Origin of the sequence: Paraburkholderia dipogonis (assembly GCF_046027395.1) — a bacterium.
In the GTDB taxonomy this organism is placed as follows: Bacteria; Pseudomonadota; Gammaproteobacteria; order Burkholderiales; family Burkholderiaceae; genus Paraburkholderia; species Paraburkholderia dipogonis_A.
In genome coordinates, this window is record NZ_JAQQEG010000003.1 from 223,413 (window position 1) to 249,449 (window position 26,037).

29 protein-coding genes and 1 pseudogene are annotated in these 26,037 nt (G+C 60.9%); 20 read left to right on the forward strand and 10 right to left on the reverse strand.

Going from position 1 to position 26,037, the window contains the following annotated elements:
• Positions 1 to 5 precede the first annotated feature (5 nt).
• Positions 6 to 1,439 (forward strand): MFS transporter, encoded by a 1,434-nt coding sequence (locus tag PQR32_RS04985; RefSeq protein WP_408222840.1) that lies wholly within the window; start codon positions 6 to 8, stop codon positions 1,437 to 1,439.
• A gap of 110 nt (positions 1,440 to 1,549) precedes the next feature.
• Here PQR32_RS04985 and PQR32_RS04990 read toward each other — a convergent pair whose 3' ends face one another.
• The 3 genes from PQR32_RS04990 to PQR32_RS05000 all read right to left on the reverse strand — a co-directional run bounded on the left by PQR32_RS04990 (position 1,550) and on the right by PQR32_RS05000 (position 4,014).
• Positions 1,550 to 2,320 carry an SDR family oxidoreductase gene (locus PQR32_RS04990; RefSeq protein ID WP_408222842.1) on the reverse strand — a complete coding sequence of 257 codons (771 nt, stop codon included), beginning with the start codon at positions 2,318 to 2,320 and terminating at the stop codon, positions 1,550 to 1,552.
• 51 nt (positions 2,321 to 2,371) lie between these two features.
• Entirely contained in the window at positions 2,372 to 3,226 is an 855-nt protein-coding gene (locus PQR32_RS04995) for an alpha/beta fold hydrolase (protein ID WP_408222844.1), read from the reverse strand.
• 92 nt (positions 3,227 to 3,318) lie between these two features.
• Positions 3,319 to 4,014, reverse strand: coding sequence for an alpha/beta fold hydrolase (locus PQR32_RS05000; RefSeq protein WP_408222846.1), 696 nt, complete (start codon positions 4,012 to 4,014; stop codon positions 3,319 to 3,321).
• Between the two features lie 172 nt (positions 4,015 to 4,186).
• On the opposite strand from PQR32_RS05000, the gene PQR32_RS05005 reads away from it, so the two are divergent.
• The 3 genes from PQR32_RS05005 to PQR32_RS05015 all read left to right on the forward strand — a co-directional run bounded on the left by PQR32_RS05005 (position 4,187) and on the right by PQR32_RS05015 (position 6,243).
• Positions 4,187 to 4,819, forward strand: a complete 633-nt coding sequence (locus PQR32_RS05005) for a CGNR zinc finger domain-containing protein (protein WP_408223061.1) — start codon at positions 4,187 to 4,189, stop codon at positions 4,817 to 4,819.
• 54 nt (positions 4,820 to 4,873) lie between these two features.
• Complete coding sequence (locus PQR32_RS05010) at positions 4,874 to 5,545, forward strand: haloacid dehalogenase type II (protein ID WP_408222849.1); 672 nt, start codon at positions 4,874 to 4,876, stop codon at positions 5,543 to 5,545.
• Between the two features lie 242 nt (positions 5,546 to 5,787).
• A complete protein-coding gene (locus PQR32_RS05015; RefSeq protein WP_408222851.1) occupies positions 5,788 to 6,243 on the forward strand; it encodes an META domain-containing protein in 456 nt (151 codons plus the stop codon).
• A gap of 175 nt (positions 6,244 to 6,418) precedes the next feature.
• Here PQR32_RS05015 and PQR32_RS05020 read toward each other — a convergent pair whose 3' ends face one another.
• Positions 6,419 to 7,342 carry an EamA family transporter gene (locus PQR32_RS05020; RefSeq protein WP_408222853.1) on the reverse strand — a complete coding sequence of 308 codons (924 nt, stop codon included), beginning with the start codon at positions 7,340 to 7,342 and terminating at the stop codon, positions 6,419 to 6,421.
• Positions 7,343 to 7,418: 76 nt separating this feature from the next.
• On the opposite strand from PQR32_RS05020, the gene PQR32_RS05025 reads away from it, so the two are divergent.
• From PQR32_RS05025 to PQR32_RS05040, 4 genes are all read left to right on the forward strand, one after another.
• Positions 7,419 to 8,057 (forward strand): CGNR zinc finger domain-containing protein, encoded by a 639-nt coding sequence (locus tag PQR32_RS05025; protein ID WP_408222855.1) that lies wholly within the window; start codon positions 7,419 to 7,421, stop codon positions 8,055 to 8,057.
• A gap of 195 nt (positions 8,058 to 8,252) precedes the next feature.
• The gene (gene nthA / locus PQR32_RS05030; RefSeq protein ID WP_408222857.1) at positions 8,253 to 8,921 is read left to right on the forward strand and encodes a nitrile hydratase subunit alpha; all 669 of its coding nucleotides are present in this window, start codon (positions 8,253 to 8,255) and stop codon (positions 8,919 to 8,921) included.
• Entirely contained in the window at positions 8,918 to 9,583 is a 666-nt protein-coding gene (gene nthB / locus PQR32_RS05035) for a nitrile hydratase subunit beta (protein ID WP_408222859.1), read from the forward strand. The genes nthA and nthB overlap by 4 nt, the downstream gene beginning before the upstream one ends.
• Positions 9,580 to 9,948 carry a nitrile hydratase accessory protein gene (locus PQR32_RS05040; RefSeq protein ID WP_408222861.1) on the forward strand — a complete coding sequence of 123 codons (369 nt, stop codon included), beginning with the start codon at positions 9,580 to 9,582 and terminating at the stop codon, positions 9,946 to 9,948. The genes nthB and PQR32_RS05040 overlap by 4 nt, the downstream gene beginning before the upstream one ends.
• 16 nt (positions 9,949 to 9,964) lie before the next feature.
• On the opposite strand, the gene PQR32_RS05045 is transcribed toward PQR32_RS05040, so the two are convergent.
• Entirely contained in the window at positions 9,965 to 10,411 is a 447-nt protein-coding gene (locus PQR32_RS05045) for an SRPBCC family protein (protein ID WP_408222863.1), read from the reverse strand.
• Positions 10,412 to 11,027: 616 nt separating this feature from the next.
• Between PQR32_RS05045 and PQR32_RS05050 the strand changes: the two genes are divergently transcribed.
• Together PQR32_RS05050 and PQR32_RS05055 are read left to right on the forward strand one after the other, a co-directional pair.
• A complete protein-coding gene (locus PQR32_RS05050; RefSeq protein WP_408222865.1) occupies positions 11,028 to 11,957 on the forward strand; it encodes a 4-carboxy-4-hydroxy-2-oxoadipate aldolase/oxaloacetate decarboxylase in 930 nt (309 codons plus the stop codon).
• Positions 11,958 to 11,971: 14 nt separating this feature from the next.
• Entirely contained in the window at positions 11,972 to 12,661 is a 690-nt protein-coding gene (locus tag PQR32_RS05055) for a substrate-binding domain-containing protein (RefSeq protein WP_408222867.1), read from the forward strand.
• Between the two features lie 12 nt (positions 12,662 to 12,673).
• Here the strand turns inward: PQR32_RS05055 and PQR32_RS05060 are convergent, their stop codons facing one another.
• Entirely contained in the window at positions 12,674 to 12,925 is a 252-nt protein-coding gene (locus PQR32_RS05060) for a hypothetical protein (RefSeq protein WP_408222869.1), read from the reverse strand.
• A 177-nt stretch (positions 12,926 to 13,102) separates the two neighbouring features.
• Between PQR32_RS05060 and PQR32_RS05065 the strand changes: the two genes are divergently transcribed.
• The 3 genes from PQR32_RS05065 (at position 13,103) to PQR32_RS05075 (ending at position 14,374) form a co-directional block, all read left to right on the forward strand.
• Positions 13,103 to 13,264: a hypothetical protein gene (locus tag PQR32_RS05065; protein WP_408222871.1), complete on the forward strand. Its 162-nt coding sequence runs from the start codon at positions 13,103 to 13,105 to the stop codon at positions 13,262 to 13,264.
• Positions 13,265 to 13,414: 150 nt separating this feature from the next.
• Positions 13,415 to 13,852 (forward strand): DUF1801 domain-containing protein, encoded by a 438-nt coding sequence (locus PQR32_RS05070; RefSeq protein WP_408222873.1) that lies wholly within the window; start codon positions 13,415 to 13,417, stop codon positions 13,850 to 13,852.
• A gap of 210 nt (positions 13,853 to 14,062) precedes the next feature.
• A complete protein-coding gene (locus PQR32_RS05075; RefSeq protein WP_408222875.1) occupies positions 14,063 to 14,374 on the forward strand; it encodes a hypothetical protein in 312 nt (103 codons plus the stop codon).
• 104 nt (positions 14,375 to 14,478) lie between these two features.
• On the opposite strand, the gene PQR32_RS05080 is transcribed toward PQR32_RS05075, so the two are convergent.
• The 4 genes from PQR32_RS05080 to PQR32_RS05095 all read right to left on the reverse strand — a co-directional run bounded on the left by PQR32_RS05080 (position 14,479) and on the right by PQR32_RS05095 (position 18,244).
• Positions 14,479 to 14,859 carry a nuclear transport factor 2 family protein gene (locus PQR32_RS05080; RefSeq protein ID WP_408222877.1) on the reverse strand — a complete coding sequence of 127 codons (381 nt, stop codon included), beginning with the start codon at positions 14,857 to 14,859 and terminating at the stop codon, positions 14,479 to 14,481.
• A 176-nt stretch (positions 14,860 to 15,035) separates the two neighbouring features.
• Positions 15,036 to 16,064 carry a tryptophan--tRNA ligase gene (gene trpS / locus PQR32_RS05085; RefSeq protein WP_408222879.1) on the reverse strand — a complete coding sequence of 343 codons (1,029 nt, stop codon included), beginning with the start codon at positions 16,062 to 16,064 and terminating at the stop codon, positions 15,036 to 15,038.
• Between the two features lie 298 nt (positions 16,065 to 16,362).
• On the reverse strand, positions 16,363 to 16,701 hold the full coding sequence (locus tag PQR32_RS05090; RefSeq protein ID WP_408222881.1) for a hypothetical protein: 339 nt from the start codon (positions 16,699 to 16,701) through the stop codon (positions 16,363 to 16,365).
• A 121-nt stretch (positions 16,702 to 16,822) separates the two neighbouring features.
• Complete coding sequence (locus PQR32_RS05095) at positions 16,823 to 18,244, reverse strand: aldehyde dehydrogenase family protein (RefSeq protein WP_408222883.1); 1,422 nt, start codon at positions 18,242 to 18,244, stop codon at positions 16,823 to 16,825.
• 99 nt (positions 18,245 to 18,343) lie between these two features.
• On the opposite strand from PQR32_RS05095, the gene PQR32_RS05100 reads away from it, so the two are divergent.
• The 7 genes and pseudogenes from PQR32_RS05100 (at position 18,344) to PQR32_RS05130 (ending at position 26,032) form a co-directional block, all read left to right on the forward strand.
• Positions 18,344 to 19,282: a LysR family transcriptional regulator gene (locus PQR32_RS05100; RefSeq protein ID WP_408222885.1), complete on the forward strand. Its 939-nt coding sequence runs from the start codon at positions 18,344 to 18,346 to the stop codon at positions 19,280 to 19,282.
• A gap of 234 nt (positions 19,283 to 19,516) precedes the next feature.
• Positions 19,517 to 21,451 carry a putative bifunctional diguanylate cyclase/phosphodiesterase gene (locus PQR32_RS05105; RefSeq protein WP_408222887.1) on the forward strand — a complete coding sequence of 645 codons (1,935 nt, stop codon included), beginning with the start codon at positions 19,517 to 19,519 and terminating at the stop codon, positions 21,449 to 21,451.
• A gap of 30 nt (positions 21,452 to 21,481) precedes the next feature.
• On the forward strand, positions 21,482 to 21,901 hold the full coding sequence (locus PQR32_RS05110) for a hypothetical protein (protein WP_408223066.1): 420 nt from the start codon (positions 21,482 to 21,484) through the stop codon (positions 21,899 to 21,901).
• Between the two features lie 136 nt (positions 21,902 to 22,037).
• Complete coding sequence (locus PQR32_RS05115; RefSeq protein ID WP_132378974.1) at positions 22,038 to 22,262, forward strand: hypothetical protein; 225 nt, start codon at positions 22,038 to 22,040, stop codon at positions 22,260 to 22,262.
• A 588-nt stretch (positions 22,263 to 22,850) separates the two neighbouring features.
• Positions 22,851 to 24,542, forward strand: a pseudogene (locus PQR32_RS05120) (purple acid phosphatase family protein).
• 268 nt (positions 24,543 to 24,810) lie between these two features.
• Positions 24,811 to 25,251: a hypothetical protein gene (locus tag PQR32_RS05125; RefSeq protein ID WP_408177320.1), complete on the forward strand. Its 441-nt coding sequence runs from the start codon at positions 24,811 to 24,813 to the stop codon at positions 25,249 to 25,251.
• A gap of 196 nt (positions 25,252 to 25,447) precedes the next feature.
• Complete coding sequence (locus tag PQR32_RS05130; protein ID WP_408222889.1) at positions 25,448 to 26,032, forward strand: nucleoside 2-deoxyribosyltransferase; 585 nt, start codon at positions 25,448 to 25,450, stop codon at positions 26,030 to 26,032.
• The last annotated feature ends 5 nt before the right edge of the window (positions 26,033 to 26,037 follow it).

Below are 26,037 nucleotides of genomic sequence, written 5' to 3' on the forward strand. Positions count from 1 at the left end.
AGTCGATGTCGGTTTCGTCATCCGCCACCACACGCCCCGGCGCTTCCTCTCTGATCACCTCGCTGGTCGCGGCTGCGTTGTTCATGGAAAACCTCGACGGCTCGATCATCGCAACCGCGCTACCGCAGATGGCGCATTCGTTTCATATCACGCCGGTCGAACTGAGCATCGGCATCACGTCATATCTGCTGACGCTCGCGGTATTCATCCCGATCAGCGGCTGGATCGCCGACCGGGTCGGCGTGCGCACGGTGTTCACGGCTGCGCTTGCGATCTTCACCGCCGCATCGGTGCTGTGCGGACTGACTGACAACCTCGTCGAATTCACCGGCGCGCGGATTTTGCAAGGCATTGGCGGCGCGATGATGGTGCCGGTCGGACGGCTCGCCGTGCTGCGCGCCACGCCCAAAGAAGGCCTGATGCGCGCGATCTCGATCATCACGTGGCCAGGGCTGGTCGCGCCGGTCCTCGGACCGCCGCTCGGCGGCTTCATTACGACGTATTCGTCGTGGCGCTGGATCTTCTATCTGAACGTGCCGCTCGGACTCGTCGGCGTGGTGCTGGCGTGGTGCTTCATCAGCGCGGAACGCAACACGGATCGTCGTCCGTTCGACATGTTGGGTTTCGTGTTGACCGGCGTCGCGGGCACCTCGGTGATGTATGCGATGGAGGCGATCGGCCGCGACTCATCATGGCGCTCGGCGCTGCTGTTTCTGGCGATCGGTCTCGCGGCTTGCGCGGCGGCGTGGTTTCATCTGCGACGCAGCGCGCATCCGATGGTCGATCTGTCGGCGTTCCGGATCAAGACGTTTATGGTGGCGATTGGTGGCGGGTCGCTGTTCCGGATCGCGATCGGCTCGGTGCCGTTTCTGCTGCCGTTGATGTTTCAGGTCGGCTTCGGCATGAATCCGTTTCAGTCGGGCTTGCTCACGCTCGGGGTATTCGCCGGCAATCTGTCGACGAAACTCGTCACGACGCAGATCTTGCGGCGCTTCGGCTTTCGGACAGTGCTCCTGTACAACGGTGCGTTCGCCGCAGTGACGCTGGCGAGCATGAGTCTGCTGAGCGCCTCCACGCCGTATGGATGGATCCTCTTCGCGCTATTCGTCAGCGGCGTCGCGCGGTCGCTGCAATTCACTGCGATCAACACGCTCGGCTTCGCGGATGTGCCGAAGCAGCATATGAGCGGCGCGTCCACCTTATCGAGCACCTTGGGCCAGATGACGATGGGGATGGGCGTCGCGGCCGGCGCGATTGCGTTACGGATCGCGGCGTGGTGGCACGGGCACGATGGGCAAACATTGGCGCCGGCCGATTTCACCATCGCGTTTCTGATGATGGCGGCATTGAGCGTGATCGCGATAGCCGATGTTTTTTCGTTGTCGCCGGATGCCGGCGCGCATGTCAGCGGACATCGGCGGGCGGGCGAGAAGTCGTGACGAAACAGGCGAACGCGCTCCCGACCCATTCGCGATCCAATCCGCACACCCAACGTTTTACGCCCTGCTTAAACGATAAACCGTGACACGCGAGCATCGCGGACCCCGACTCAAATCGACTTCACTTCTCCACCGTCCATCCGCAAGGTCGATCCTGTCATCCAGCGCGCCTCAGGCGACACGACGAACGCCATCAACGCGGCAATCTCTTCAGGCGTGCCGTAACGCGCGATACCGGCTTCAACGGGAAACTTTGCCGTCGCTTCTTCGACGGACATGTTGTGCAGCGGTGCCCAGTGCTCCAGATATGAGCGTCGCCGGCCGGTCATCACGGGCCCTGGCAGCACACTGTTGACCTGCACGCCGTCGGCGATGCCGCGATCCGAGAATGCTTTCGCGAGCGCCACGATCGCCGCGTTGATCGTGCCCACGGCCGCATAGGGCGCCTTGGGAAACAGTGCCGAATTCCCGGACATCAGCACGACCGATCCTGAACTTTCCTTCAGTGCCGGCCACGCCGCGATCGTCAATCGTCGCGCGCCGTGCAGCTTGAGCGCGAGACCGCGCTCCCATTGCTCGTCGGTCATCTCGAGCACGTCGATCTGCGGGACTGCGCCAGCAATGTTGAGCAACGCGTCGATCCGCCCGAAGGTCGCGAGCGTCTGGTCGACGACTTGCCGCGCGGCGTCGGGTTCGGAGAGATCGGCGTCGATAACAAGCGTTTCGGCGCCGGCCTTCTTCACCTCGACGGCGGTCTCTTCAAGGTTCGCGCGGTTGCGCGCCACGAGCACGATCGAATCAAAATCCCGCGCCAGTCTGATGGCGGTCGAGCGACCGATACCCTGGCTTGCGCCCGTCACGATTGCGACTTTGCTGGACATATTGCTTCTCCTGATTGGTTAAATGAAGCGCGGTTCAGTGCTTCGAATATCTCAGTGGTCGAGGAAGTCCAAAATGGCCGCGGCGATTTCCGTAGCATGCGTCTCCAGCGCGAAGTGGCCGGTATCGAAGAAGCGCACCACGGCGCCCGGGATGTCGCGCCTGAATGCGTCGGCGCCGGCGGGCAGAAAGAACGGATCGTTTTTCCCCCACACGGCGAGCAAGGGCGGCTGATGCGCGCGGAAGTATTGCTGGAATGCCGGATACAGCGCGACGTTGCTTTGATAGTCGCGGAACAGATCGAGCTGTACTTCGTGCGCACCCGGCCGGCTCAGATAGAAGTCGTCGAGCGAGTAGCCATCAGGCGACACGGACGCCGTGTCGGACACACCGTGCGTGTACTGCCAGACGGTCGTTTCGTGCGTGAGTAGTGCGCGAAGCGCGTCCCGATTCGACGGCGAAGCGTCTTGCCAATACGCCCGGATAGGATTCCAGCCTTCGCTCAATCCTTCTTCGTAAGCGTTGCCGTTCTGCGAAATGATCGCGGTGATCCGCTCGGGATGTCGGATTGCAAGGCGGAGGCCGGTCGGCGCGCCGTAGTCGAATACGTAGACCGCAAAACGGTCGAAGCCGATCACCTCGGTGAAATGCTCGATGATGTTGGCGATGTTGTCGAACGTGTAAGCAAAATCGTCGCGGCTGGGCATGTCGGACTGACCGAAGCCGGGCAGATCCGGCGCGACGACATGGAAACGGTCGGCGAGCTTCGGAATCAGGTCCCGAAACATATGGCTCGAGCTCGGAAAGCCGTGCAGGAGCAGCAGCTTTGGGGCGCCCGGGCGGCCGGCTTCACGGTAGAACACCTTGAAGCCGTCGACGTCGGCGTGACGATAGGCGATTGAAGTCATGATCTCCCTCCTGAGGGGAACAAAGTTGAACGGGTCACGAAAGGCGCCGCGCGATGTTGATATCGCAGGTCGCACGGAACTCGCGGATAACGTTAGCGAGCGGAAACCGAATGGACCGCTTCGGCGATGACATGCGTCACAGCGTCGGGAGCCGTCACGATCGGCGCGTGATCGGCCTGATACGACCGCACGTGCGCATTCATGCGCGCTGCCAGGAAATGCTGGGTGTCAGGGTTGATCATCCGGTCCTGTTCGGCGACCAGGAACCAGCTTGGACGGTCTTTCCACAGCGGACGCCCGACCGCTTCGCCAATGCACGACACGGAAATCGGACGCTGCACGGCAGCGAGCACCGCCAACTCCTCAGGCGTCGCGTGCTGCGCAAACGCCTGGGCGAACGCCTCTTGTGGCAGCCATATCAATCCGTGTCGATCCTGCGCGAGTTTTGGCGCCAGCGGATGCGTTTCGCCGCGATAGAACACGTCACCAACCGTTTCACCTTCATCGGGCGCCAGCGCGGCGACGTAGACCAATGCCCTGATTTTTTCGGACCGGCTCGACCCGATCACGGCGCCGGCATACGCATGGCCGGCCAGCACCACCGGACCTTCGATCCGTTCCAGCGTCCGGTCGAGCGCGGCCACGTCCTCACCCAGCGATGTCAGCGGCAGCGGAGCCGCGACAGCATTGATCCCCTGTTCCTTCAGACCCTCGATCACCTTGCTCCAGCTCGATCCGTCCGCCCATGCGCCGTGCACCAGTACTGCGTTCACATTGCCAGAAGACATGTCCCGCTCCTTTGAAGATAGTGAATGCTGCTTGCGAAACCGGCCAACTTCGCCGTGTCTGTGTAACCAGTCTGACGATGTTTTAAAGGTTACTAATACAAGGTGTAACTTGTCAAGTGCGTTTTTAGTGGTTACGATACCGACATCGTCATTGCACATTGATTACAAGAAAATGGACTACCGTCAGATTCCCGCGATATTCGTTGCTGACGCGCCGGGCCTCGATTTCCTGAACTCGGTCGCGACGCCCGTGGATGAACAGGTCGACTGGATTAGCGATGGAGGCGGATTGCTGGCCTGGCTGGAGCAGGCTGGAATGGCCCCGCGCGCCGCGCTCACGGCGCTGCGAGCGCAGTCCACGCCGGCCGAACTCGACGCCGTTGCGGCGCAGGCTCGCGCGCTGCGCGAGTGGTTCAGGGCATTTGCGCAGAAAAGGAAGGGGCGGCCGTTGACCGCGAGAGATTTGCGCGAACTCGCGCCGCTGAATCAACTGCTCGAGCGGGATGACCGATATGGAGAAATCGTCGCCAATGCAACGGGCGAGGCGTCGCCTTTTGAACTCCGGACGAATCGGCGTTGGAAGTCGCCGGAGTCATTGCTGATGCCCATCGCCGAAGCGTTGGCGAACCTGGTGTGTGACGAGGACTTCACGCACGTGAAGGCATGTGAAGGTCCGCGCTGCACATTGATGTTTGCCGATCACACGCGGGGTCACGCGCGCCGCTGGTGCAGCATGGCAATTTGCGGGAACCGCGCGAAGGTTGCCGCTCACCGGAAGCGGCTCAAGGAGCAGCAAGGCGAGTGACGTGACGTGGTGAGCGGTTCAGCGTTGAACTGAGGGTTGTTTTGGAGGCGTGATATGGATCACATCAAGGCGATTGCATTCGATTTGTACGGCACCCTTTACGATGTGCACTCAGTGGTGGCGCGGTGCGATCAACAATTTCCGGGGCGTGGACGTGAAATCAGCACGCTGTGGCGACAGAAGCAACTCGAATACACGTGGCTGCGGAGTCTGATGAACCGCTACGTCACCTTCGAGCACGCGACGGAAGATGCATTGCGCTTTACCTGTCGGCACCTTCGGCTCGATCTGGATGATGAAGCCTGCAAGATGCTTTGCGATGCGTACTTGCGCCTGCAGCCGTTCCCTGAAGTGCCGGGTACGCTGGGCGAATTGCGTCGGCGAGGACTGAAGCTCGCGGTGCTGTCGAACGGTTCGCCTCATTCGATCGGCGCCGTGGTGGGAAACTCGGGACTTCGCGCGGAATTCGACCATCTGCTGAGCGTCGACCCGGTCCGCGTGTACAAACCGGACGACCGCGCCTACCTGCTTGCGGAGCAGGCATTCGGGCTCCCTCGAACGTCGATACTGTTCGTGTCGTCGAATGCGTGGGATGCAACGGGGGCACGCTATTTCGGCTTTCCGACATGCTGGATCAATCGTAGCGGCAATGTCTTCGAAGAAATGGGCCAGAAACCCGACTGGGAACTGCAAGGTCTTGACGGATTGCTAGCGCTATTCGATTGAGGCGCCGGGCCGCCGATACAGCGCTGATCTCTGGAGCATTGCAGTCGGAAGCGGCCATTCGCTGAATGATGAAAATGACAAATCGCGAATGACCGCGACGGCCGAACGAATCATCACCACGCCACGGTCGCCTTTGTGAAGTCAGAAGTGGCAATGCCGGCGCAAGCCGTTCGGGCGAATCTGCGAACGCGTCCGGCGCGCAGCTATAATCGCGCTCGAACATGGCTAGGGGAAGTCTACTCGTGAAAAAGATCGCTGCCTTTGCGCTTGTTGCGCTTGTATTGACCGGTTGCTCGTCTGCCGAAAAGCAGGAGCAGCAAGAGCAGAAGTTCCTCCACAACGAAACCAACCTTGTCGCCGCCCAACGCAATGCGGCGGTCGACTGCGACTCGGCGAACTGCGACGCCGCCTGGGCGCTGACGAAACGCTATATCGAGCAGCATTCCGATACGGCCGTGACGCGCGCGGACGCGGTCGCAATCGACACCGACGTGCCGAGTGGTTCGGGCAAGGTCGCCTTTTCGGCGACCCGCGCTGCAAAAGGCGCGGGCGCGACCTTGACACTCTTTGCACAGTGCCGCGGCATGTATGGGCCGGACAACGCCAAAGGTTCGGACTATGACGAGTGCGCGGAAAAGATCCTCAAGACACAGAACGGCTATGTGGCGTTTCTCAGGACACACGCGTCGGGTCAGTAACGCCTGGAGCGGGCGGCGCCTCTGCGATCTGTCGGCCCATGCATGCCGACACGCCGGCATGCTCCGCATGTTCAGGATTGCCGTGCGCCGCTCAGGCGACCAGAGCCAGGAGCTGGCCGCTCGACGCCTGGAAGGTGCCGACAATGCAGGCGCTCCGACGCACGATAGTGATCACCTAAATCCGTGAAACGCCCGCGGCGTTTTTCATGATTTGCTGTTTCCGATCGATTACCCAGGCGGTAGCGACGGCTCCTACAATCAACGGTGCGCCCACCAGCATCCCTGCGGTGGGACGTTCCTCAAGAAAAGCCCACCCCAGTATCACGGCAATCACTGGATTGACGAAAGTGTACGTCGCGACCAGCGTCGGATCGACGCGGTCGAGCAGCCAGACATACGCGGCAAATGACAGGACCGTTCCTGCGAGAATCAGGTAGGCAAGCGCAAAAAGCGAGTCTGCTGAGACTGCCTGGACCCGGAAGCCGCGTAGTTCTCCTGTTATCGCGCACAACACAGCGAGCGTCACGCCGCCCGCTAGCAGTTCGACTCCCGCTAGCGTAAGCGCGGGCGTCTCGCCCTTATGTCGCTGGGTCAGGACCGTTCCGAGTGCCCACGAAAGGCTTGCACCGAGCAACGCGGCAAGCCAGGGCAGCTCCATTCGGTGCGAGCCTGACGAGGGTGCTGCCCACGCGATGACGGCGACGCCGGCAAAACCTACACCCAGTGCGCAAATGGTGGCCGGTGCAGGACGGCGCTCTCCCGGAAGCAAAAAGCGCAGCATGGCGATCCAGAACGGAATGGTCGCCAGAATGACGGCGGCGATTCCTGACGGCACATGCTGCTGCGCAATTGCCAGAACGCCGTGGCAGCCGACGAAGAAAAGCAGGCCGCATGTCACGCCATGAATCATTAACTGAGCGGACGGTAGGCGCTGATTGTGCAGCAGGCTCCACCCCAGCAGGATCAAACCGCCAATCAAGCAGCGGGTTCCCATCAGAATCATCGGTGGGAATGAGCGCAAGCCGACCGCAACGGCAAGATAGGTCGACCCCCAAACGAGATAAATGGCAGAGAATGCTAGCAGCGGGCGAGTCGACATAACGGGTCCGTTCGTTGGTTTGTATAACCGGTTAACAGGTTATACTTTCAAGGCGGATTTACAAGGGGCATTGAGTATGACCGTCCAGAATGAAGAAGCTCGGCCGCGCAGGGCGTCGCATGTCGAGGAGGAGTTGGCCATTCGGTTCGTGAATACCGTTGCATGGCGCCGGTCCGATGAGCAGGAAGAGCGTTTGCCATCCGCCGAGGCTCTGCTTCGGTGGTTTGCCGCGGCCCGGCTGTTCGATGCGGGTTTTTTGCGCGCGTTATCGCTTGAATGGAAGGGCGACCCTGTCCTCGCCGAAAACGGATACCAGACCGCTCTATCGTTGCGTGAGACGATTTACCGGGCGCTTCAGAGCGCGGCGTCGGACAAGGCCCCGGCGAAAACCGACCTTTCGCTTCTGTCTCAGTTGCTCAATGCAGGCAAGCCAGACATGCAGCTATCAGTCCAGCGAGGGCGCTACCTATGGAGCGCCGACGGGCACGCGAATGGCGTGTGTGTTCTGCTCATGCCTGTGGTCATATCTGCTTTGGCGCTGCTAACCGGTCCCCATTCGCATAAGGTGAAGCAGTGTCAGGACGACCGGGGCTGCGGTTGGCTTTTCGTCGATGAAAGTCGTGCGCAGAACAGACGTTGGTGTTCGATGGGCGACTGCGGGAACCGTGCAAAAGCCCGCCGTCACTATGTGCGCCAACGCGACGCTGACGTTTAGACAGGCGAAATCAGGCATCTCGCGAAGCACGCAGTCGGTTCCCGCACCGGGTCGGTGCGAAACCCTCAATCACTATCGCAGGGAGCATCAATCTGAGAGCGACCCATGCCCAGCGCATCACGCTCGACCAAGTTTGCATTTGCTCCCCGCGCGAACCATACTTGTTCTCTCTAGCATTGTTCGCGGTGAACGGCGATGAACGGTAACGATCCCGATGGCGATCACCACGCGCACCCGCATACCGACACTCACGACCACCACGGCAGTGCTTTGTCGGAGATGGATCTGCGTGTCCGTGCGCTGGAATCCCTGCTGGTCGAGAAAGGGTATGTCGACCCGCACGCACTCGACATACTCGTCGAAACCTATGAGCACAAAGTCGGGCCGCGCAATGGCGCTCGCGTGATCGCAAAGGCGTGGCATGATCCGGCGTACAAACAATGGCTACTCGACGACGCCACTGCAGCGATCGCGTCGCTCGGCTACACAGGCCGACAGGGCGAGCATATGATCGTGCTGGAAAACACGCCCGCCGTACACAATATGGTGGTCTGCACATTGTGCTCGTGCTATCCGTGGCCCGTGCTCGGACTTCCACCGGTATGGTACAAATCCGCACCTTATCGGTCGCGCGCCGTCATCGATCCCCGTGGCGTATTGAAGGAGTTCGGCTTCGAATTACCCGTGGAAGTCGAGTTTCGCGTGTGGGATTCCACTGCGGAAGTTCGGTACCTCGTGCTGCCCATGCAGCCGCCCGGGACCGATGACTTCGCTGAAGAAGCGCTAGCTGAACTGGTAACACGTGATTCGATGATCGGCACGGGATTGCCGAAGACGCCTGAGTCGACACGAGGGGCACCATGAACGGCGCGCAGGATCTCGGTGGTATGCAGGCTTTCGGTCCGATACGCCCCGATAACGACATCTCGCCGTTTCACGCCGACTGGGAGCGCAGGGTGCACGCGACCACGATCGCCATGGGCGCAGTCGGTAAGTGGAACATCGATATGTCGCGCGCGGCGCGGGAGAGTTTGCCGCCGGCGCAATACCTTTCCAGCAGTTACTACCAGATCTGGTTCGAGGGTTTGAAGAAGCTCGTCGTGAGCACCGGTCTGGCTACGGCCGACGAAATCGAGTCAGGCGTGTCGACGAGTCAAGCGGCGCCGGTGCCGCGCGTGTTGATGGCCAAAGACGTATCGGCGGCGCTGTTCCGGGGCAGTCCCGTCGACCGGCCCGCAGCCGTGGAAGCAAAGTTTGCCGTTGGCGATTGGGTGCAGGCTCGTCAAATCAATCCCTCCTCGCATACTCGTTTGCCGCGTTACTGTCGGGGCAAACGCGGGCGCATTGTTGCCGTACACGGCGCGCATGTCTATCCCGACGCCAACGCGATCGGCCAGGGCGAGCAACCGCAATGGCTCTATACCGTGCGCTTCGACGGTGCTGAGCTTTGGGGACTCGATACGACCGCGGCGTCGGTATGTGTCGATTGCTGGGAACCGTATCTCGAACTGCCGCCGGCACCATGACTGATGCTTTAACGAAACTCCCCGAACTGCGCGCCGCGTTGCCAGCACTGCCTTGCGACAACGCAGGGCCGCTGTTCAACGCGCCGTGGGAAGCCCAGGCGTTTGCCATGACGCTCGCGTTGTACGAGCGCGGCATGTTCACCTGGGGCGAGTGGGCAACCTGCTTGAACGAGGCAATCCGCGACGCGCAGGCCGCTGGCGATGCAGACCGCGGCGACACTTACTACTCGCATTGGCTGACAGCGCTGGAGCGCATCAGCACGATCAAGGGACTCGTGACCGACGACTCGCTTCTGCGCCGCCGCAGCGCGTGGGACGCGGCAGCGCGCCGCACGCCGCATGGACAGCCGATAGAACTTGAGTGACGGTCCGCACGCGTCGTCAGTCAGGAATCTCGGGCTCGACCAGCTTCGCCAACTGAACAAGCGACTCCTGCCAACCGAGGTAGCACATCTCCACGGGAATGACCTCGGGCACGCCCTCCTGCAAAACGGTGAGTTCGGTCCCGCACGACACCTGTCGCAATGAAATGGTGGCCTGCATCTCGCCCGGCAGGTTCGGGTCGTCGAAACGGTCCGAGTAGCGGATCTTCTCGAACGGCACCAGTTCGAGATACTCGCCGCCGAACGAGTGGCTGTTGCCGGTGCCGAAGTTACGGAAGGACATCTTGTGGGTGCCGCCGACCTTGGCATCCATGTGGTGGACCTGACAGGTGAACCCGTACGGAGGAAGCCACCTCACTATCGCATCCGGTTCGAGGAAGGCGCGATAGATGCGTTCGGGCGTAGCGCGCAAGACGCGGTGAAGATGGATGGTTCCGGTAGCCATGGTGTGTTCTCCTTTCATTAGAGAAGTTGGACATACTCCTACGACGATCTGGCGACGCCGGTATCGACATAGGTTAAGACCAGGAAAAACCCGGGGGCGCCGCGCGGTTCCATATCGCAAATCGGCGCAAGCATACTCCCTCGGAGTGGTTCACTCATTCCATTGCGTTGGATATGTCTTTTTACCAAGTCATCCACGGGCCCGCTCCCCATGTACTAGCGTGCCTGCGATCTCTCCGCGCTGGCGCCGTGCGTTCGGCAGTTTGCGATTGCAATTTAGCCCCATCTGTTTTGTTTATCGCGATCTGAAAGGCCGTGAAAACCGGTTCGGAGAGCCGATTGCACACGGGAATCCCGAAAACGCTTGACGGGGCGTGGCCTGCCGATATCGTCAGATCAAGCGACGGGAAGCGTAACGGCACTTTCAAGCCGCTAACTCGTGGTTTACCCGCGCTTCCTGCGAGACCCTGCAATTCATACCTTTGCATCCCAAGACGCACGCACTTTCGATCGGCCGGCAAGAAGCGCCTTAGGCTCAGCGCTTGCACTGCGCTTTTGCACCCGCTATCTGAGTTCGTTGCGCGGCGGTCCAAATGAGTTCTTGAAGGAGTACAGGTATGGCACGGATCATTGGAGGCATCGCTGCCTCGCACACACCAACTATCGGTTTTGCATTCGATAAGAACAGGCGTGACGATCCCGTGTGGGCACCCGTCTTCGAAAACTTCGCGCCGTTGGCCGACTGGCTCGCCGACAAGAGCCCTGACGTGCTGCTGATCTACAACGACCATGTCACTTCGTTTTTCTTCGACCACTATTCCGCGTTCACACTAGGCGTGGGACCCGAGTGGAGTGTGGCCGATGAAGGGGGCGGCGTGCGCGATCTGCCGCCGATCAAAGGCCATCCGGAGTTGGCCGCGCACATCGGCACCTCGCTCATGACCGACGAATTCGACATGTCGTTCTTTCAGAACAAGGCGCTCGATCACGGCTGCTTTTCGCCGCTGTCGATGCTTTGCCCGCACAAGCCCGAATGGCCGGTGAAGCTCGTGCCGCTGCAGATGGGCGTGTTGCAACTGCCGGTGCCGAGTGCGCGACGCTTTTACAAGCTTGGACAGGCGTTGCGACGTGCCATCACGGATGGCTATTTCGGCGACCTGCTGGCGACGAGTTTCAAGGCGCGCGGCGCCCAGGGCCTCATCATCGATGCTGGCGTGCGCGACGTGAGCGTGCTGACCGAGATGAAGTTCGCGGTCTGGAGCAAGGCGATCTCGGCCAAAGGGACGGTCAAGGCGACGCTCGGTTCAGTGAATATTCCGGTGGTGTGCGCCGGGGCGCTGGTGAATCCCGGCGATGTCGTCGTCGCGGATGACGACGGTGTGGTCGTGGTCCCCGCGGCGTCGGCGCAGAAGGTACTCGACAAGGCGGCGGCGCGCGAAGCCAACGAAGGCGAGAAGCGTGCGAAGCTGGCCTCGGGTGTGCTCGGCCTTGACATGTACAGCATGCGCGAGCCGCTGAAACAGGCTGGGCTGCGTTACATCGATTGAAAGGCAGAGAAACCATGAGTGAGCAACTCACCGGCATCTCGTCGATGGCGACGCGCCAGCTGCTCGCCGAGTTGATCCAGGACTATGAGCGGCTATCGGGCCAGCCGGTTGTCGCCGAGTCTGTTGGCGGTGTCGATGCTGCCCGTCGCGTCGAGAGCGGCGAAGAGTTCGACTTTGTCGTACTCGCCGCCAATGTGATTGACCGGCTGGAGGCCGCCGGCCGTGTCGTGTCGGGCAGTCGGGTCGACGTAGCGCGTTCGGGCGTGGCGATCGCGGTGGCGGCCGGTGCGTCGCGACCCGATGTCGGCACTGAGGCGGCGCTTCGCGACGCCGTTCTTGCCGCGCACCGTGTCGGGTATTCGACGGGACCCAGCGGTTTACACCTGACCCGTCTGTTCGAGCGCTGGGGTATTGCCGACGTGGTTGCGCCACGGGTCGTGCAGGCCCCACCCGGTGTTCCGGTCGGGGCGCTTGTTGCACGCAGGGACGTCGAGTTGGGTTTTCAGCAGTTGAGCGAATTAATGCACTTGCCGGGCATCGATGTGATTGGCCCTATGCCCGCGGAAGCTCAGATCGTAACCGTCTTTTCAGCCGGCATATGTACGGCATCCGGGAAGAAAGATGTCGCGAAGGCGTTGCTCTCTTTTCTGGCTTCGTCACGATGCGATAAAGCCAAGCTGAGTCAGGGGATGGAGCCGGCATAAAACCTGAAGGAGTCACCGCTCCTTCTTTTGCGCCTGCGCAGCGACCATCCAGCAGACCACTGCACCCGCGGCCCAACCGCACGCGAACATGAGTTCGAGATCGAACAGGCTTTGGAAATTCTCCGCGTTTTCGTAGCTGCATGTTCGATGAGTTCGAAACTGGATGCAGCCGGTCTGAGCGTACTGGAAAACGACAAATAATTTATACAGACCGAACATCGTGAATGCCAGCGCAAAAAGCGCCAGTTTCGTTGGTTTTTTCATCGCATGGTCCGTTGGTTCAGTCTGACAGGATACCAATTGTCAGCGATACGCACGCGCCGATTTCCCTCGTTCGACATGTCGCGGGAAATCGTAGAGGATCGGTCGGCATATCCCGCTGCGGATTGGCGCACTTGCGACTTTCCTTGCGCGAGTCTTCAAACGACATAAGGAGCCGGCATGCCCAAGGCCGACATCGCCACTGTGCTCGCGCGTCATAGCTCGGGTTATCCGCCGCCATTCGACGCGCCTTGTACTGCACGTACGCGCAAGCGCTTGGGCGAGGCGGGCTTGCTACGCGTTGTTCGCGATTCGTTTCGGTGGATCGACGGTCCCGCTTGACTCACACATGATCTCAGTGCTTATATTCCAGACGATTGCCGTAGGTGATCGAATGCCAAAGCCGTACCGTCATGGCGTGCTTTTCCGAGCGCTCATTAAACGATGCAGTCGCTACCTCCCATTGTGGCCGCATAAAGGGGACCAGAATCGATGAGTAAAGATCCAATAGATGCATCGGAACGTATTGACGAGCTGATCGCCGGACTAACGGACTGGCGTGGCAAAACGTTCGCGAGTGTCCGCAAGATCATCCTTGAGTCCGACCCGGAGATAATCGAAGAATGGAAGTGGATGGGAAGCCCGGTGTGGTCTCGCGACGGCATGATTGCGGTCGCCAACGCCCACAAAGGGAAGGTGAAGGTTACCTTTGCGCACGGGGCGGGCATCGCGGATCCTGACAAGCTCTTCAATGCGGGTCTCGAAGGCAACGCGCGACGAGCGATCGATTTTTTGGAGGGCGATAAGGTCAATGCGCGCGCGCTAAAAAATCTCGTCCGCGCCGCTGTTGAGTACAACCAGACCCATTTGAAGAAGAACAAAGCGCCCGCGAGTACACGGGCGAAAGTGGACAAAAGTAAAGCGATGTGAGGGTAAGGGCCGTCGGTTACCTGGAGTGGAAAAACACAGCGCAGGCCTGCGCCGGCGTGACTGCGGTGGCCACCTTTCACATCCAGCGTTGCATAGATCGCATAAAGTTACCCTTCATACTGGACTCCTCCAAATAGACCCGTTAGTCTGACAACATTGCACGATGCAATCTGGCGATGCTGTCCTGACCGACAACGTGGGAGCCGAAACATGGAAGTGAGCACAGAAGCGCTTGTTGACATGCTGCGAGAGGTCGAAGCCGACGACCCGATTGACTACGCCGACCTTCCTTTCGGAGAGCAGGAGCTCAGGCGTCTGGTGATGACCTCTCTTGTCGAGCGCCGCCACCAGGTCGAGGCCGGCAACATGCCGGTATCCGACATCCATGCGCTGTATCTCCTGAGCACCGCCAAGCTGGTTCTTGAGAACACAGTGCTTCACGCAAGGCTGCTTCTGCTTCAGGGGCGGCAGATCGATGTGCAGTCCCTGCTGGCTCCATTCACGCTCAAGGGCAAATCCTAGGCCGGTCGAGGAAGGGCCCGAGCAGCGGGGCGAACCTCCTCATCAAACGGGCGTAGTGCGGTAGCGCGAAGCCTGAAGATTGATTCGAGCCAGGGCGTTCGAGGCTAAGGCCGCGCGGCTGTATCGAAGAACTCCACCCAGCGGGTCACCAGACCGTCTTTGACTGTGAAGATGTGCACCCATTCTGATTCGAACGATTTGCCTGTCGCCTTGATGGTCGACGCGACAAAGCCGAGGACGATAATGTGCTCGCCCGCATCGATGAACTCACGGGGCTCGAATCGGGTAATTTCTTCAGCCAAAAAGAGGTCATCGAAATATCGCTGCACGTCCGCGCGTGTGCGACATTGGGTGGCATACGGGAGACTGGCAGGCCCCACCACTCGCCAGTCGATGTCAGCGGGAATCAGCGCCAGCAGCGCGTGAATATCGCCTCGGCCAAAAGCGGCGTACGCGTCTTTGACGACCTTCATCGCGTTGCTCATGTCAATCTCCCAGCGGCAGTCAACGTGGACATAGAGGAGCACGCAGACATGGACAGACGCGTTGCTCCGCTATCGACAGTAACTGCGTCCTATCATAGAACCCGTCCGGTCAAAATTCACGCTGCAGCGCGGTTCGGTCGGCGCGCGGAGATAAACGCCGCGCCGCCGGCCGTCGCTCAGTTCTGAAAGTAATTCAGACCAAGCGCACCTTTCACCTCGGATACCGTCGCACCCGCCACTTCCCGCGCGCGCATCGTCCCGCGGCGCAGGACGTTCAGCACCTCCGCACGGTCGGCTTCGAACTCGCGGCGGCGCTCCCGAATGGGGGCGATCATCGACTGCAGCCGTTCGTTGAGCACGCGCTTGACCACGCTGTCGCCAAGGCCGCCGCGGCGGTAGTGCGCTTTGAGTTCGTCGACCATCGGGACGTCTGGCTCGAACGCGTCGAGGAACGCGAACACGACATTGCCTTCCACCTGACCCGGGTCGTTGACGCGCAGATGGTTAGGGTCGGTGTACATGTTGTTCACGGCCTTGGTGATTTCGTCCGGCGTCGCGCCCAGCGTGATCGCGTTGCCCAGCGACTTGCTCATCTTGGCTTTGCCGTCGATGCCCGGCAGCCGCGCGACGTGCGAGAGCACCGCTTCGCATTCGACCAGCACCTGTTGATCGACCGTGTTGTTGAAACGGCGCACCAGTTCGTTGGTTTGTTCGATCATCGGCAACTGGTCGTCACCGACAGGTACGCGCGTCGCCTTGAACGCGGTGATGTCGGCGGCCTGGCTGACCGGATAGGTCAGAAAGCCGGCGGGGATGTCCCGCTCGAAACCGCGCAGCACGATTTCCGCCTTGATGGTGGGATTGCGCTCGAGGCGCGCGACCGTCACGAGATTAAGCAGGTACTGGGACAGTTCCGCCAGCTCGGGCACCTGCGACTGGATGAAGATGGTCGACTTCGCCGGGTCGATGCCGACCGCGAGATAGTCGAGCGCCACCTCGATGACGTTTTCCGTGACTTTCTGGTGCCGGCCGACGTTGTCGGTCATGGCCTGCGCATCGGCAAGCAGCAGGAACTGCTGCGCTTCGTGCTGGAGCTGCACACGCGAGCGCAACGAGCCGATGTAGTGGCCGAGGTGCAGCGGGCCGGTCGTGCGGTCGCCGGTGAGGATAATAGGCTGGTTCGTGATCGGTTTTGCGTCTGTCATGGTCTGGGGTTGTGCGTTTGTCGATACCACCAGCCGTCAGCGCGCAGAAACGAAAATGCCGCCAGGACTGGCGGCATCACGTTTCGATGGTCGAGTGGAAACGGGCCGCCTAAGTCAGGCGCGCCACCAACAATTCAGCGTAATCGGCTTCGTATCCATCAGCAGAGTATAACGCGGCAGATCGCCTGGGCGTCAACGGCGGACCGGAAAGTGCGTCACAACGGCCGCATCGGTGAGCTCGGACCCGTCACGACGACGCGCCGTGCAACCCCGCCGTGCAACCATTTCGCACCGCCGCCTAGGCCGCCGAAAAAACGACCGCTGCGGCGTCCTCGACCTGCGTGAAAGTGCGCACAAAGCGATAGGCCTGGCCGCCGATTTCCATCTCGTTGACGCCCGAGCGGGTCAGTTCCAGCATCTCATTGGCGAGCGGGATGGCAATCGTGCCGAGCTTCTTCATTTCCTCGAGCAGACCGGCCGGGTCGCCCAGGTAGACGGTGCAAACGTCGTTCGTGTGGCGCGTCATGACCACGCTCGACGCCTTGTCGAGCGAGAGTTCGAGATACTCCACCAATGTTTGCAGCGACTCTGGCACGGGCCCGTGAGAGCCGTTCATCGATGTATTTGCGACTGTCATCTTGTAGTCCCCCATCGCGCCGATCTGCGGGTAGGCCGCTGGAGATCAGCGGTGCATCCACTATACGGCATCGTACATCGATACTCGACTCGCGAGACCTCTGGGGGGCGACGATGGCCAATCAGAGAACACCCAGCACCGACTTCGGCTCCAGAAACGCTTCGAGCCCGAACGTACCGTATTCACGCCCAATCCCGGACTGCTTGAAGCCGCCGAACGGCGCAGCCGGCTCATGGGCCAGCGTGTTGACAAGTACGCGTCCCGCTTCGATCCGCGACGCGACCTCATGCGCGCGTCGCTTGTCCCGCGACAGCACATAAGCCTGCAAGCCGTAGCTCGTATCGTTAGCGATCGCGATTGCCTCGTCGGTGTCGCGATAGCCGATGATCGACAGCACCGGGCCGAAAATCTCCTCACGCGCAATCGTCATGTCGTTCGTGACATCGCTGAAGACGGTCGGGCGCACGAACCAGCCCGCGTCGACGCCATCCGGCCGTCCCTGGCCGCCCGCGATCAGGCGCGCGCCTTCGTCTATGCCGATGCGGATATAACGCTGCACGCGCTGCCACTGCTTCTGGCTGACCATCGGGCCGACCGTCGTTTGCGGGTCGCGCGGATCGCCTGACTGGCTGCGTGCGACCTCTTCCTGCACGCGCGTTTCGAACTCCGCGAGCCGTTGTCGCGGCACGAGAATGCGAGTGCCCGCGATGCACGCCTGACCGCTATTCATGAAGCCGGCCTGAATGGCGAGCGGCACCGCTTCGTCGAAGTCCGCGTCGTCGAGCACGATCACGGGCGACTTGCCGCCGAGTTCGAGCGTCACGCGCTTGAGCGTGTCGGACGCCGCGCGCAGAATCGTTTTGCCGACAGCAGTGGAACCGGTGAACGACAGCTTCGCGACATCGGGGTGCGCACTGATTTGCGCGCCCACGATGTCGCCGCGCCCTGTCACGATGTTGAACACGCCCGCAGGCAGGCCCGCTTCATGCAACGCCTCGGTCACGATGCGCGTCTGGATCGCGCTCATCTCGCTTGGCTTGATTACGGCCGTGCAGCCCGCAGCCAGAGCGGCAGCGAGCTTGCCGCAGATGAAGCCCGCGTCGCTATTCCACGGCGTGATCAAACCCGCTACGCCCAACGGTTGCATCACGACCTCGGCGCTGCCCGCGCGGCGCGTGAATGCGTAGTTCTGCAAGACCTTCGCCGCTTCGAGCAGGACGCTGCTCGCATGCTGTGCCATCCAGCGGCCACGCGACACGGGCGCACCATATTCTTCGGTGATCGCTTCGTAAAGTTCGTCTTCTTTTGCCACGACGGCTTCATGCATCCGCTTTAGCATGTCGATGCGTTCACGCGGGCTGGTGCGCGAGAGGGCGGGAAACGCGCGTTTCGCGGCGGCGATGGCGTCGCGTGCGTCTTGCGCGTCGGCGAGGCGTACCTGGCCGATCACCTGCTCCGTCGCCGGATTGAAGAGATCGAACATTTCGCTGCCGTGCGGCGTGACGAACTCGCCGTCGATATAAATCTTGTCGATGATTTGCATGCTTGCTCCAAAGAAGGTTCCGAACGATTCACGATAGACCGCCGGCATTGCGTTGACTAGCCGTACAATCAAGCACGTCACGTTGAACGATTTGGGACAATGAAAACTTCGGGATTGGGTGAGCTGGAGGCCATTCTGGCCGTCGCGCGCCATCGCAGCTTTCGGGCGGCGGCGACCGAACTCGGCGTGTCGACGTCCGCGCTCAGTCACTCGGTTGCGGCGCTCGAAGCGCGCATCGGCGTACGGCTCTTCAATCGCACGACGCGCAGCGTGTCGTTGTCGGAAGCGGGCACGCAATTCGTCGACAACGTGGCGCCCGCGCTGTCGACGATCCGCGTCGCAATCGAACAGGCCGGCAGCTTTCGCGACACGCTGTCGGGCACGCTGCGCATCAATGCGTCGGTGGGCGCGGCGAAGCAGGCAATGCCGCTCTTCATCGCGTTTCTGGAGCGCTATCCCGACATGAAACTCGATCTCGTGACCGAGGGCAGGCTGATCGACATCGTTGTCGAAGGTTTCGATGCGGGTATTCGGCTGGCCGAAACGGTGCCGCAGGACGTGATCGCAGTGCCGTTCGGCGATAAGCAACGCTTCGCCGTCGTTGGCAGTCCCGCTTATTTCGCGCAGCACAAAGCGCCGCGCACGCCCGCCGATCTGCTCGCGCACCGCTGTATCCGCACACGCATGCCGAGTGGCGCGATCTACCATTGGGAATTCGAGCGCCGCGGCGAGACGGTGCGTATCGACGGAAAAGGCGCGCTGACGCTCGACGAACCGGGTCTGATGCTGGAGGCGGCACGCGCCGGCCTCGGTGTGACCTATCTGACCGAATGGAATGTTGCCGCGGATCTGCAGGCGGGCACGCTGGTGCGCGTGCTGGAGGACTGGACTCCGCCGCTGGACGGCCTGTGTTTGTACTATCCCGGCCGTCGTCACGCGCCTGCCGGGTTACGGGCGCTCATCGATATGATTCGCGAACATGCCGATGCACAGCGCGAACAGGCGCGGACGAGGCGCAAGCCACGTGGCGCACGGTAAATCTCGTACAGTTCGGCCGCCATTGTCGTTCCGCGCGAATTCGTCGAAAGAGTGCCAGGCCTTGGCACGTGTGCCGTTAAACGCGCGCACAGCGGACCATGCCAATACGTAATTTTTTCCTCCTCAGACGGGGCGGCGTGTTTCCTCAGTCGAATTAACCCGATCCTCTATGTTTACGTAATAATCGCAATACGCGCGGGTTTCGATTCATCAACCATCAAAAATGCGTAGGTCATGGCTTTCAGCGAACCAAGGTCTCCATTTTTTAAGTGGGTCGTCTCCTCCTCTCAGGATCTGAGCGCGGACAACCGGCAGATATTGCTTGCCAATCTGTTCACGCGAACTGCGTCGATCGTGTTCGCGTCGATTTGTGAAATCAGCGTCTGCGCCACCGCTTACTATCTTTATCCAAAGGCTCTTTACGCGAGTTGGGGCAGCGCCGTTGTCGCATTGCTGATCGCCCGGCTCACGTTAATCGGGTTGTGCTGCTCGCGCAGCGCCAACGGCCAGCCGACCCCTACCTCCGCGTTTCTGTTCGCAAGCCTGCTCTGGAGCGCGCTGTTCGGCTACGGCACCTTGCTGTGCAACATTAGTGGAGACCAAACACTTTTCCTGCTTGGCAACGTGTGTGCAGTGGGCGTTATCGGCGGATTGGCCGGACGTAATGCGGGCACGCCGCGGCTCGTGCTGCTGCAAATTACCTTCATTCTCGGGCTGTTGGCTCTCGGTGCGGCGCTGTCTCCCGGCTCCGGCAAACTTGTGCTGCTTTTCCAGGCGCCGTTCTGCGCTGCCGGCTTCTTTACGGTTGCGCTGCGCAGCAATCGCGACACAGTCGCGTTGCTTCTGGCGCGGGAAAACAGCCACCGGCTCGCGCATCACGACAGTCTTACCGGTTTGCCCAATCGTGCGCGGATCAGTGAACTGCTGCTCGAACGCACGGAGATGGGCGCGCTGCGCAAAGATCAATCGTTCGCTGTTCTACTAATCGATCTGGACGGTTTCAAGGCCATCAATGACAGCCTGGGCCATGCCGCCGGAGATCAGATTCTTCAGGAAGCGGCGATTCGCTTGCGTGAGGTGTTGCCGAGCGGCGACCTCGTTGGACGCCTGGCCGGCGATGAGTTCGTGGCGCTTTCCGATGGTACGGGACAGGCTCGCGACGTCCGCATTCTGGCGGATCGCATCGTGAAGACGCTGGCACGACCGTTCGCGCTGCGCGAGGCGCGGGTGCATATCGGTGCGAGCGTGGGCGTCTCGCTCTATCCCGAACACGCGAGGACGGGCCCGCAACTACTGATCTGCGCCGATCGCGCCTTGTATGCCGTGAAGCGCAGCGGCAAAAGCGCATTCGCTATTTTCGACGCCGCGAAACACGCGTCGGATGAAAGCCTGAGCCTTCTGCGCAGCGATCTGGAAGGCGCGCTGCATTCCTTCAGCGGTTTGCGCATGGAGTACCAGCCCATCGTCGATCTCAGCAGCGGTGCGGTGTCCGGCCGCGAAGCGCTGATGCGCTGGACCCATCCCACGCGCGGCGAGCTCTCGCCTTCCGCATTCATTCCTACCGCGGAACGTACGGGCCTCATTCTGGCGTTGGGCGAATGGGCTTTGCTGCAATCGTGCAAGGAAGCGGTGACCTGGCGGGACAGGGTCACCGTCGCCGTAAATGTATCGCCGGTGCAATTGCGGGAGGAGTCGTTTGCGTCGATTGTTTCGGCGATCCTCCGCAAGACGAAGCTTCCACCGCAGCGCCTGAATATCGAAGTCACGGAAACGGTGCTGCTGAACGACGACGTCGTGACCCGGCGCAACGTGGGGAGGCTGCGTGCGTTGGGCATCGGTCTCGCGCTCGACGATTTCGGCACCGGCTTCTCGACCATGTCGACGCTGGTGCGCTTTTCGTTCGACAAGCTCAAGATCGATAGCTCGTTCGTCAAGGAGTCCGTGCATCGTCGAGAATCGGCGGCGGTGGTGCGTGGCATCGTGGCGTTGGCGCGGGAGATCGGCATGCCGACTACGGCGGAAGGCATCGAGACGCAAGAGCAACTGGATTTCGTGCGTGTATGCGGATGCACGCATGCTCAAGGCTTTCTGCTGGGCAAGCCAGTGCAGGGGCACGAGATCGCGCGGATCGAAGAAAAGGTTGCCGCGCATTCCGCGGATAAGGGATGAGCGTTCATGAATGCCCACACCGAGGCGAATATGGAACCTGCCTTGCGATTCCAGCTACGGATTGCCGTCTCGCCCGCACTGGCCGACACGTTACGTGCTGACCCGACGTGTGCTTCGCATGGCGCGCTTCGTGATGTTCTGCGCAGACACGACGCGACGTTGAAATGCCAGTTCGAAGCATTCGCCGACTACGTGAGCGAAGCAGAACGGCAGGGCACGGAAAACTATCCGCTCTATCAATGGACGCGCGAGACGATCGAGAACCCGGAGAAGAAGGCGAAGTACCTGCAATCGTTTACCGTCTATATGAGTGGCGACGAGGTCTACGGCAAAGATGTCGCCGATATCTTGGAGAACGAACTATTGCAGTTGGTCAGCGAAGACGGCATACAACGTGTCTCCAGATTCGATACCAATCCGGCGAATAATCCGCAGCCGCCCAGACGATAGCGGCCACGCTTACTAAACGTAAAGTTCGTCGCGTCTCTGCGCGGCGTCAGCTAATCGTCATTGCGGTTTTACATTTGGCGACAACGCGTCGAGTTCATGAGACGATGCAAGCTCACTTTTTCTCGAGGAGAACGACGTGGGACTCTTGGACGAAGCAGGAAAGATTGCGGGGGCGATCGCCGCCGTTGAAGCGGCAGAAAAAGTGGATCCGGAAGCGGGTTTGCTGACGAAAGGCATCGCCGCTATCGCCGGTTTTGAAGGCGCCGGTAAGCTGGAATCAATGATGGAAAAAAAAGACGACGACAAGCAGGACGTCGCCGACAACACCCAGCCCACGGACGACACGAATCCGCAGACGTGAGTGGTGGTTTGCCGCCGGCCGCATGATCCACGATGGAATACATGCGCCGGCAACGCCTCGGCGCTCTGTTCTGAGTGTCGTCAATTGCCAGTTCATTCAGCGCGCTTGCCGCCGCTCGTTGTTGCCTCAGTGCGGGGCGTTATTCAACGCGAAACTCGCATGTTCAAATGCGAAATGGCAAACGGCGCCGTCGGAGTTGACGTCCGCGCGTGTCTGCAAAATCAATTATTTGAACGTGCGCGTAGCTCGCCGTACACGCCGTTCGGCGATTATTTCTAGCTGCGCCGCATATCGAAATGCCCACTAAAAAATGACTTTTCAATGAATGATTTTATGAGGTGAATTTTGGCTTTTTTCAAATGACATATATCGGTCTACCAAGCTGTCAATCGTCTGATTTGCAGTGCGGATGTGGGAGCATGAGACGGTCCGCCCCGGGCGGTTTCATCCGAGTGTCATAGCCTGGCGACTACCATGTCTGGTCGTCTCCATTGCGCCGGTCTTCAGCGCACTCGCCGTTCACGCAAGAACGCGGTGTGCCCGTCCTATGCGTCGGCGTCCTTTCACCCCCGTACAACAACACCAGACATGTCGAACAGAAAAATCGCTAAGGCTTCGCCGACCGATCAAGGCGCTTCCATCGTTTCGCGTCGTGGGTTCCTGAAGTTTGCCGGCGCGTCCAGTCTCGCTACGGCGGCGGGTTCGCTTTCATCGGCGGCGCGCGCGGCGAACAGCGCACCCGACGGTACACCGGAGCAGGTCCACCTGACTTGGGGCAACGATCCGACCCACGAGGTCACGGTGTCGTGGGCGTCGCTCGCGCCGGCAGTGAATCCGCAGGTGCGCGTCAGCGGCGCGCGCGAGGGGAAACATACGGTGCATGGCGTCCAGAGCACGTATACGGACGGCCTCAACGGCGAGGTCGTGTTCACGTATCACGCGCGTCTGCGAGATCTGAAGCCCGATACGAGCTACGAATACGAGGTGACCGCCGAGAACGACAGCAACGCGGCTCAGCCCTTCACGGCGAGCTTCCGTACTGCGCCGCGCGGTCGTGCGCCGTTTCGCTGGACGAGTTATGGCGATCTCGCGACGCCGAATACCGCCTGGGTTCTGTCGTCGCCGCAAAGCCGCTTCGCCGTGCAGGCGGTCGAACGCTTTCAGCCGCTGTTCCACCTGCTCAATGGCGACCTGTGTTACGCCAATCTGAATCCGACGCACCAGCCTGATGTGTGGCGCGACTTTGGCAACAATTGCCAGACGTCCGCGTCGAACCGGCCGTGGATGCCGTGTCCGGGCAACCACGAACTCGAGTTCCATAACGGCGAACAAGGCCTCGCCTCGTATCTAGCGCGCTATACGCTGCCGGACAATCACACGCGCTTTCAGGGCCGCTGGTACAGCTTTCGCGTGAGCTCCGTGCTGTTCATTTCGCTCGATGCGGACGACGTCGTCTATCAGGACGCGGCCGCGTTCGTTGCCGGCCCGGATCCGGTGGTGCCGGTGGCCAGCACCGGCAATCCGGCCATTCAGCCCGGCACGTCGCTCTATGTGCGCGGCTATAGCGCCGGCGAGCAGACGCGTTGGCTCGAGAGGACGTTGCACCGTGCCTCCGAAGACGACGAGGTCGACTGGATCATCGTCCAGATGCATCAGGACGCGCTGAGTTCATCCAAGACCGGCAACGGTTCCGATAAAGGCATCCGCGAAGCCTGGTTGCCGCTGTTCGACCGCTACGGCGTGGACCTGGTGTTGTGCGGCCACGATCACGACTACGAGCGCAGTTATCCCGTTCGCGGCTGCAACCACAACAAGGGCACCGACATCGCGACGGGCCGGCCGGTGGATACGTTGCAGCCGAAACCGGTGATGTCGGCGGTGTCGTCGGGCGCATCCACATTCGATACGAGCCACGGCACGATTCACCTGATTCTAGGCGGTGGCGGCACGAGCGCGCCACTGGATGTCTATGGCGTGGATGCCGGCACGGGACTGCCGCAGGCGCGTATTTTTACGCGCCCCAATCGCCCGGTTGCCGGCACGACCGCCGGCACTTTCGTGCGCGCGAACGCGGACGCTGTGGAAGATGCGATCTGGTCTGCGCAACGCGATACCGGCACTGGCTAGGGCATTGCGGTGTTCGATCATGATCCGGGGCATCCGGGCGGCGAGACCACTGTTACGATGAACTACTATCACGCGCCCGGCGCGGATCAAACGCCGACGCAGAACTACGAATTGTTCGAGACCATCGAGTTGAAAAAGAAACGTCGCGGATAAGGTTCGAATGTGAGTGGTTGGCGGGCTGTTGGTCTACGGCGGCCCGCCAGTATCGTTGGCACGATCATCAATATGATTAGCTATCCGTAGGATATTCAAAAACAACCGGCCATCTTCTCTTCCTATTTGATGAGGCTATAAAAGCCTCTGCTCTCGACCCTTCGATCATTTTGTTACACGTCTTACCGATGCAAAGCGGCGTGGTTACAAAAGCCTTTCAAAAGCGCGGTTATACTCGGCGCCGTCAACAACAATGAAAGAGCTTGTTATGTCGAAGAGAATCCTCAAGATTGTTGCCGTTGCAGCGCTCACGGCTTCGGCGTCGTTGTCGGCAATGGCCGGCGATATGAACAACGCGCTTGGCGGCGCGCTCGGCGGTGTCGCCGGCGCTGCGCTGGGTGGCGCGGTCGGCGGCAGCACGGGCGCCGTGCTCGGCGGGGCAGTGGGCGGCGGCGCTGGCGGCGCGGTCACGTCGAACCGCAGGGAACGCACGGGCGCCATTATCGGCGGCGCGCTTGGCGGCGGTGCCGGCACTGCGGCTGGCAATGCGATGGGCGGTCGCGGCGGCGGTCTCGTCGGCGCGGCGTTGGGCGGCGGCGCGGGTTCGGCGCTCGGCGGCAATATCTCGCGCTCCAACTCCTACGCCGACGACTATTCCCGCGGCAACCGATCGGGCAAGCGTCATCACAAGCATCGGCATTACGACTGAGCGGAGAGCGAGACGGCGACGTAGTTCGTAGCACAGGTACTTGCCCGCGCGCTAATTGCGCCGGGCAATACGTGACCGACGCTCTGCATTGACTTTGTTTCGTCGATGGTTATCGTAAACGTTCCTCGCAGTCGCATGCCGACACATGCTGCGAGGGTACTTCACGATTCCCTCCATCCTCAGGAGACGAAAAAAGATGCCGAGAGTGTATTGCGCAGGGCCGCTCTTCAACGCAGCCGAACGAACCGAAATGGAGTCAATTGCAGCCACGCTGGAGGCTGCGGGGTTGACGACATTTCTTCCGCATCGCGACGGTCTCGAGTTCGCGAGGCTCAAGCCGGAGCTCGAAAAGCTCGGCGCGTCGGTTGAAGAAGCCGCGCATATGCTCGACCGCGCAATCTTCAGCCTGGATACCTTTCAGTTGCTCAGGCGTTGCGATGCAGTCGTCGCCAATCTCAATGGCCGTGTTGCCGATGAAGGCACGGTTGTCGAGGCGTCGCTTGCGTGGCACGCGGGCAAACCGCTTGTTCTCTTCAAGGCTGACGCACGCTCCATGCTCAGCGGCTCCGACAATCCGATGCTCACGGGCTTGGGTGATTTCGACGTGGTCGATCAACTGTCGGCATTGCCGCAGGCCATTCTGGAAGCGGTCGGGCGAGATCGGAGTCGCCGCGTGGAGCAGACGTTGGAGAACGGCGCGGAGATCGCGTCGCTTCGCGAGGGTGGTGGTGAGTTGACTTCGCTTGCGAAGACGCTGTGCAGCGCTTTCAAGAAGCCATAAGCCAT

What these genes read in the sequence shown, in the direction of transcription:
- PQR32_RS04985 (WP_408222840.1), top strand. Translation starts at nt 6, where the DNA reads ATGTCGGTTTCGTCATCCGCCACCACACGCCCCGGCGCTTCCTCTCTG.
- PQR32_RS04990 (WP_408222842.1), bottom strand. Translation starts at nt 2,320, where the DNA reads ATGTCCAGCAAAGTCGCAATCGTGACGGGCGCAAGCCAGGGTATCGGT.
- PQR32_RS04995 (WP_408222844.1), bottom strand. Translation starts at nt 3,226, where the DNA reads ATGACTTCAATCGCCTATCGTCACGCCGACGTCGACGGCTTCAAGGTG.
- PQR32_RS05000 (WP_408222846.1), bottom strand. Translation starts at nt 4,014, where the DNA reads ATGTCTTCTGGCAATGTGAACGCAGTACTGGTGCACGGCGCATGGGCG.
- PQR32_RS05005 (WP_408223061.1), top strand. Translation starts at nt 4,187, where the DNA reads ATGGACTACCGTCAGATTCCCGCGATATTCGTTGCTGACGCGCCGGGC.
- PQR32_RS05010 (WP_408222849.1), top strand. Translation starts at nt 4,874, where the DNA reads ATGGATCACATCAAGGCGATTGCATTCGATTTGTACGGCACCCTTTAC.
- PQR32_RS05020 (WP_408222853.1), bottom strand. Translation starts at nt 7,342, where the DNA reads ATGTCGACTCGCCCGCTGCTAGCATTCTCTGCCATTTATCTCGTTTGG.
- PQR32_RS05025 (WP_408222855.1), top strand. Translation starts at nt 7,419, where the DNA reads ATGACCGTCCAGAATGAAGAAGCTCGGCCGCGCAGGGCGTCGCATGTC.
- nthA (WP_408222857.1), top strand. Translation starts at nt 8,253, where the DNA reads ATGAACGGTAACGATCCCGATGGCGATCACCACGCGCACCCGCATACC.
- nthB (WP_408222859.1), top strand. Translation starts at nt 8,918, where the DNA reads ATGAACGGCGCGCAGGATCTCGGTGGTATGCAGGCTTTCGGTCCGATA.
- PQR32_RS05040 (WP_408222861.1), top strand. Translation starts at nt 9,580, where the DNA reads ATGACTGATGCTTTAACGAAACTCCCCGAACTGCGCGCCGCGTTGCCA.
- PQR32_RS05045 (WP_408222863.1), bottom strand. Translation starts at nt 10,411, where the DNA reads ATGGCTACCGGAACCATCCATCTTCACCGCGTCTTGCGCGCTACGCCC.
- PQR32_RS05050 (WP_408222865.1), top strand. Translation starts at nt 11,028, where the DNA reads ATGGCACGGATCATTGGAGGCATCGCTGCCTCGCACACACCAACTATC.
- PQR32_RS05055 (WP_408222867.1), top strand. Translation starts at nt 11,972, where the DNA reads ATGAGTGAGCAACTCACCGGCATCTCGTCGATGGCGACGCGCCAGCTG.
- PQR32_RS05060 (WP_408222869.1), bottom strand. Translation starts at nt 12,925, where the DNA reads ATGAAAAAACCAACGAAACTGGCGCTTTTTGCGCTGGCATTCACGATG.
- PQR32_RS05065 (WP_408222871.1), top strand. Translation starts at nt 13,103, where the DNA reads ATGCCCAAGGCCGACATCGCCACTGTGCTCGCGCGTCATAGCTCGGGT.
- PQR32_RS05070 (WP_408222873.1), top strand. Translation starts at nt 13,415, where the DNA reads ATGAGTAAAGATCCAATAGATGCATCGGAACGTATTGACGAGCTGATC.
- PQR32_RS05075 (WP_408222875.1), top strand. Translation starts at nt 14,063, where the DNA reads ATGGAAGTGAGCACAGAAGCGCTTGTTGACATGCTGCGAGAGGTCGAA.
- PQR32_RS05080 (WP_408222877.1), bottom strand. Translation starts at nt 14,859, where the DNA reads ATGAGCAACGCGATGAAGGTCGTCAAAGACGCGTACGCCGCTTTTGGC.
- trpS (WP_408222879.1), bottom strand. Translation starts at nt 16,064, where the DNA reads ATGACAGACGCAAAACCGATCACGAACCAGCCTATTATCCTCACCGGC.
- PQR32_RS05090 (WP_408222881.1), bottom strand. Translation starts at nt 16,701, where the DNA reads ATGACAGTCGCAAATACATCGATGAACGGCTCTCACGGGCCCGTGCCA.
- PQR32_RS05095 (WP_408222883.1), bottom strand. Translation starts at nt 18,244, where the DNA reads ATGCAAATCATCGACAAGATTTATATCGACGGCGAGTTCGTCACGCCG.
- PQR32_RS05100 (WP_408222885.1), top strand. Translation starts at nt 18,344, where the DNA reads ATGAAAACTTCGGGATTGGGTGAGCTGGAGGCCATTCTGGCCGTCGCG.
- PQR32_RS05105 (WP_408222887.1), top strand. Translation starts at nt 19,517, where the DNA reads ATGGCTTTCAGCGAACCAAGGTCTCCATTTTTTAAGTGGGTCGTCTCC.
- PQR32_RS05110 (WP_408223066.1), top strand. Translation starts at nt 21,482, where the DNA reads ATGGAACCTGCCTTGCGATTCCAGCTACGGATTGCCGTCTCGCCCGCA.
- PQR32_RS05125 (WP_408177320.1), top strand. Translation starts at nt 24,811, where the DNA reads ATGTCGAAGAGAATCCTCAAGATTGTTGCCGTTGCAGCGCTCACGGCT.
- PQR32_RS05130 (WP_408222889.1), top strand. Translation starts at nt 25,448, where the DNA reads ATGCCGAGAGTGTATTGCGCAGGGCCGCTCTTCAACGCAGCCGAACGA.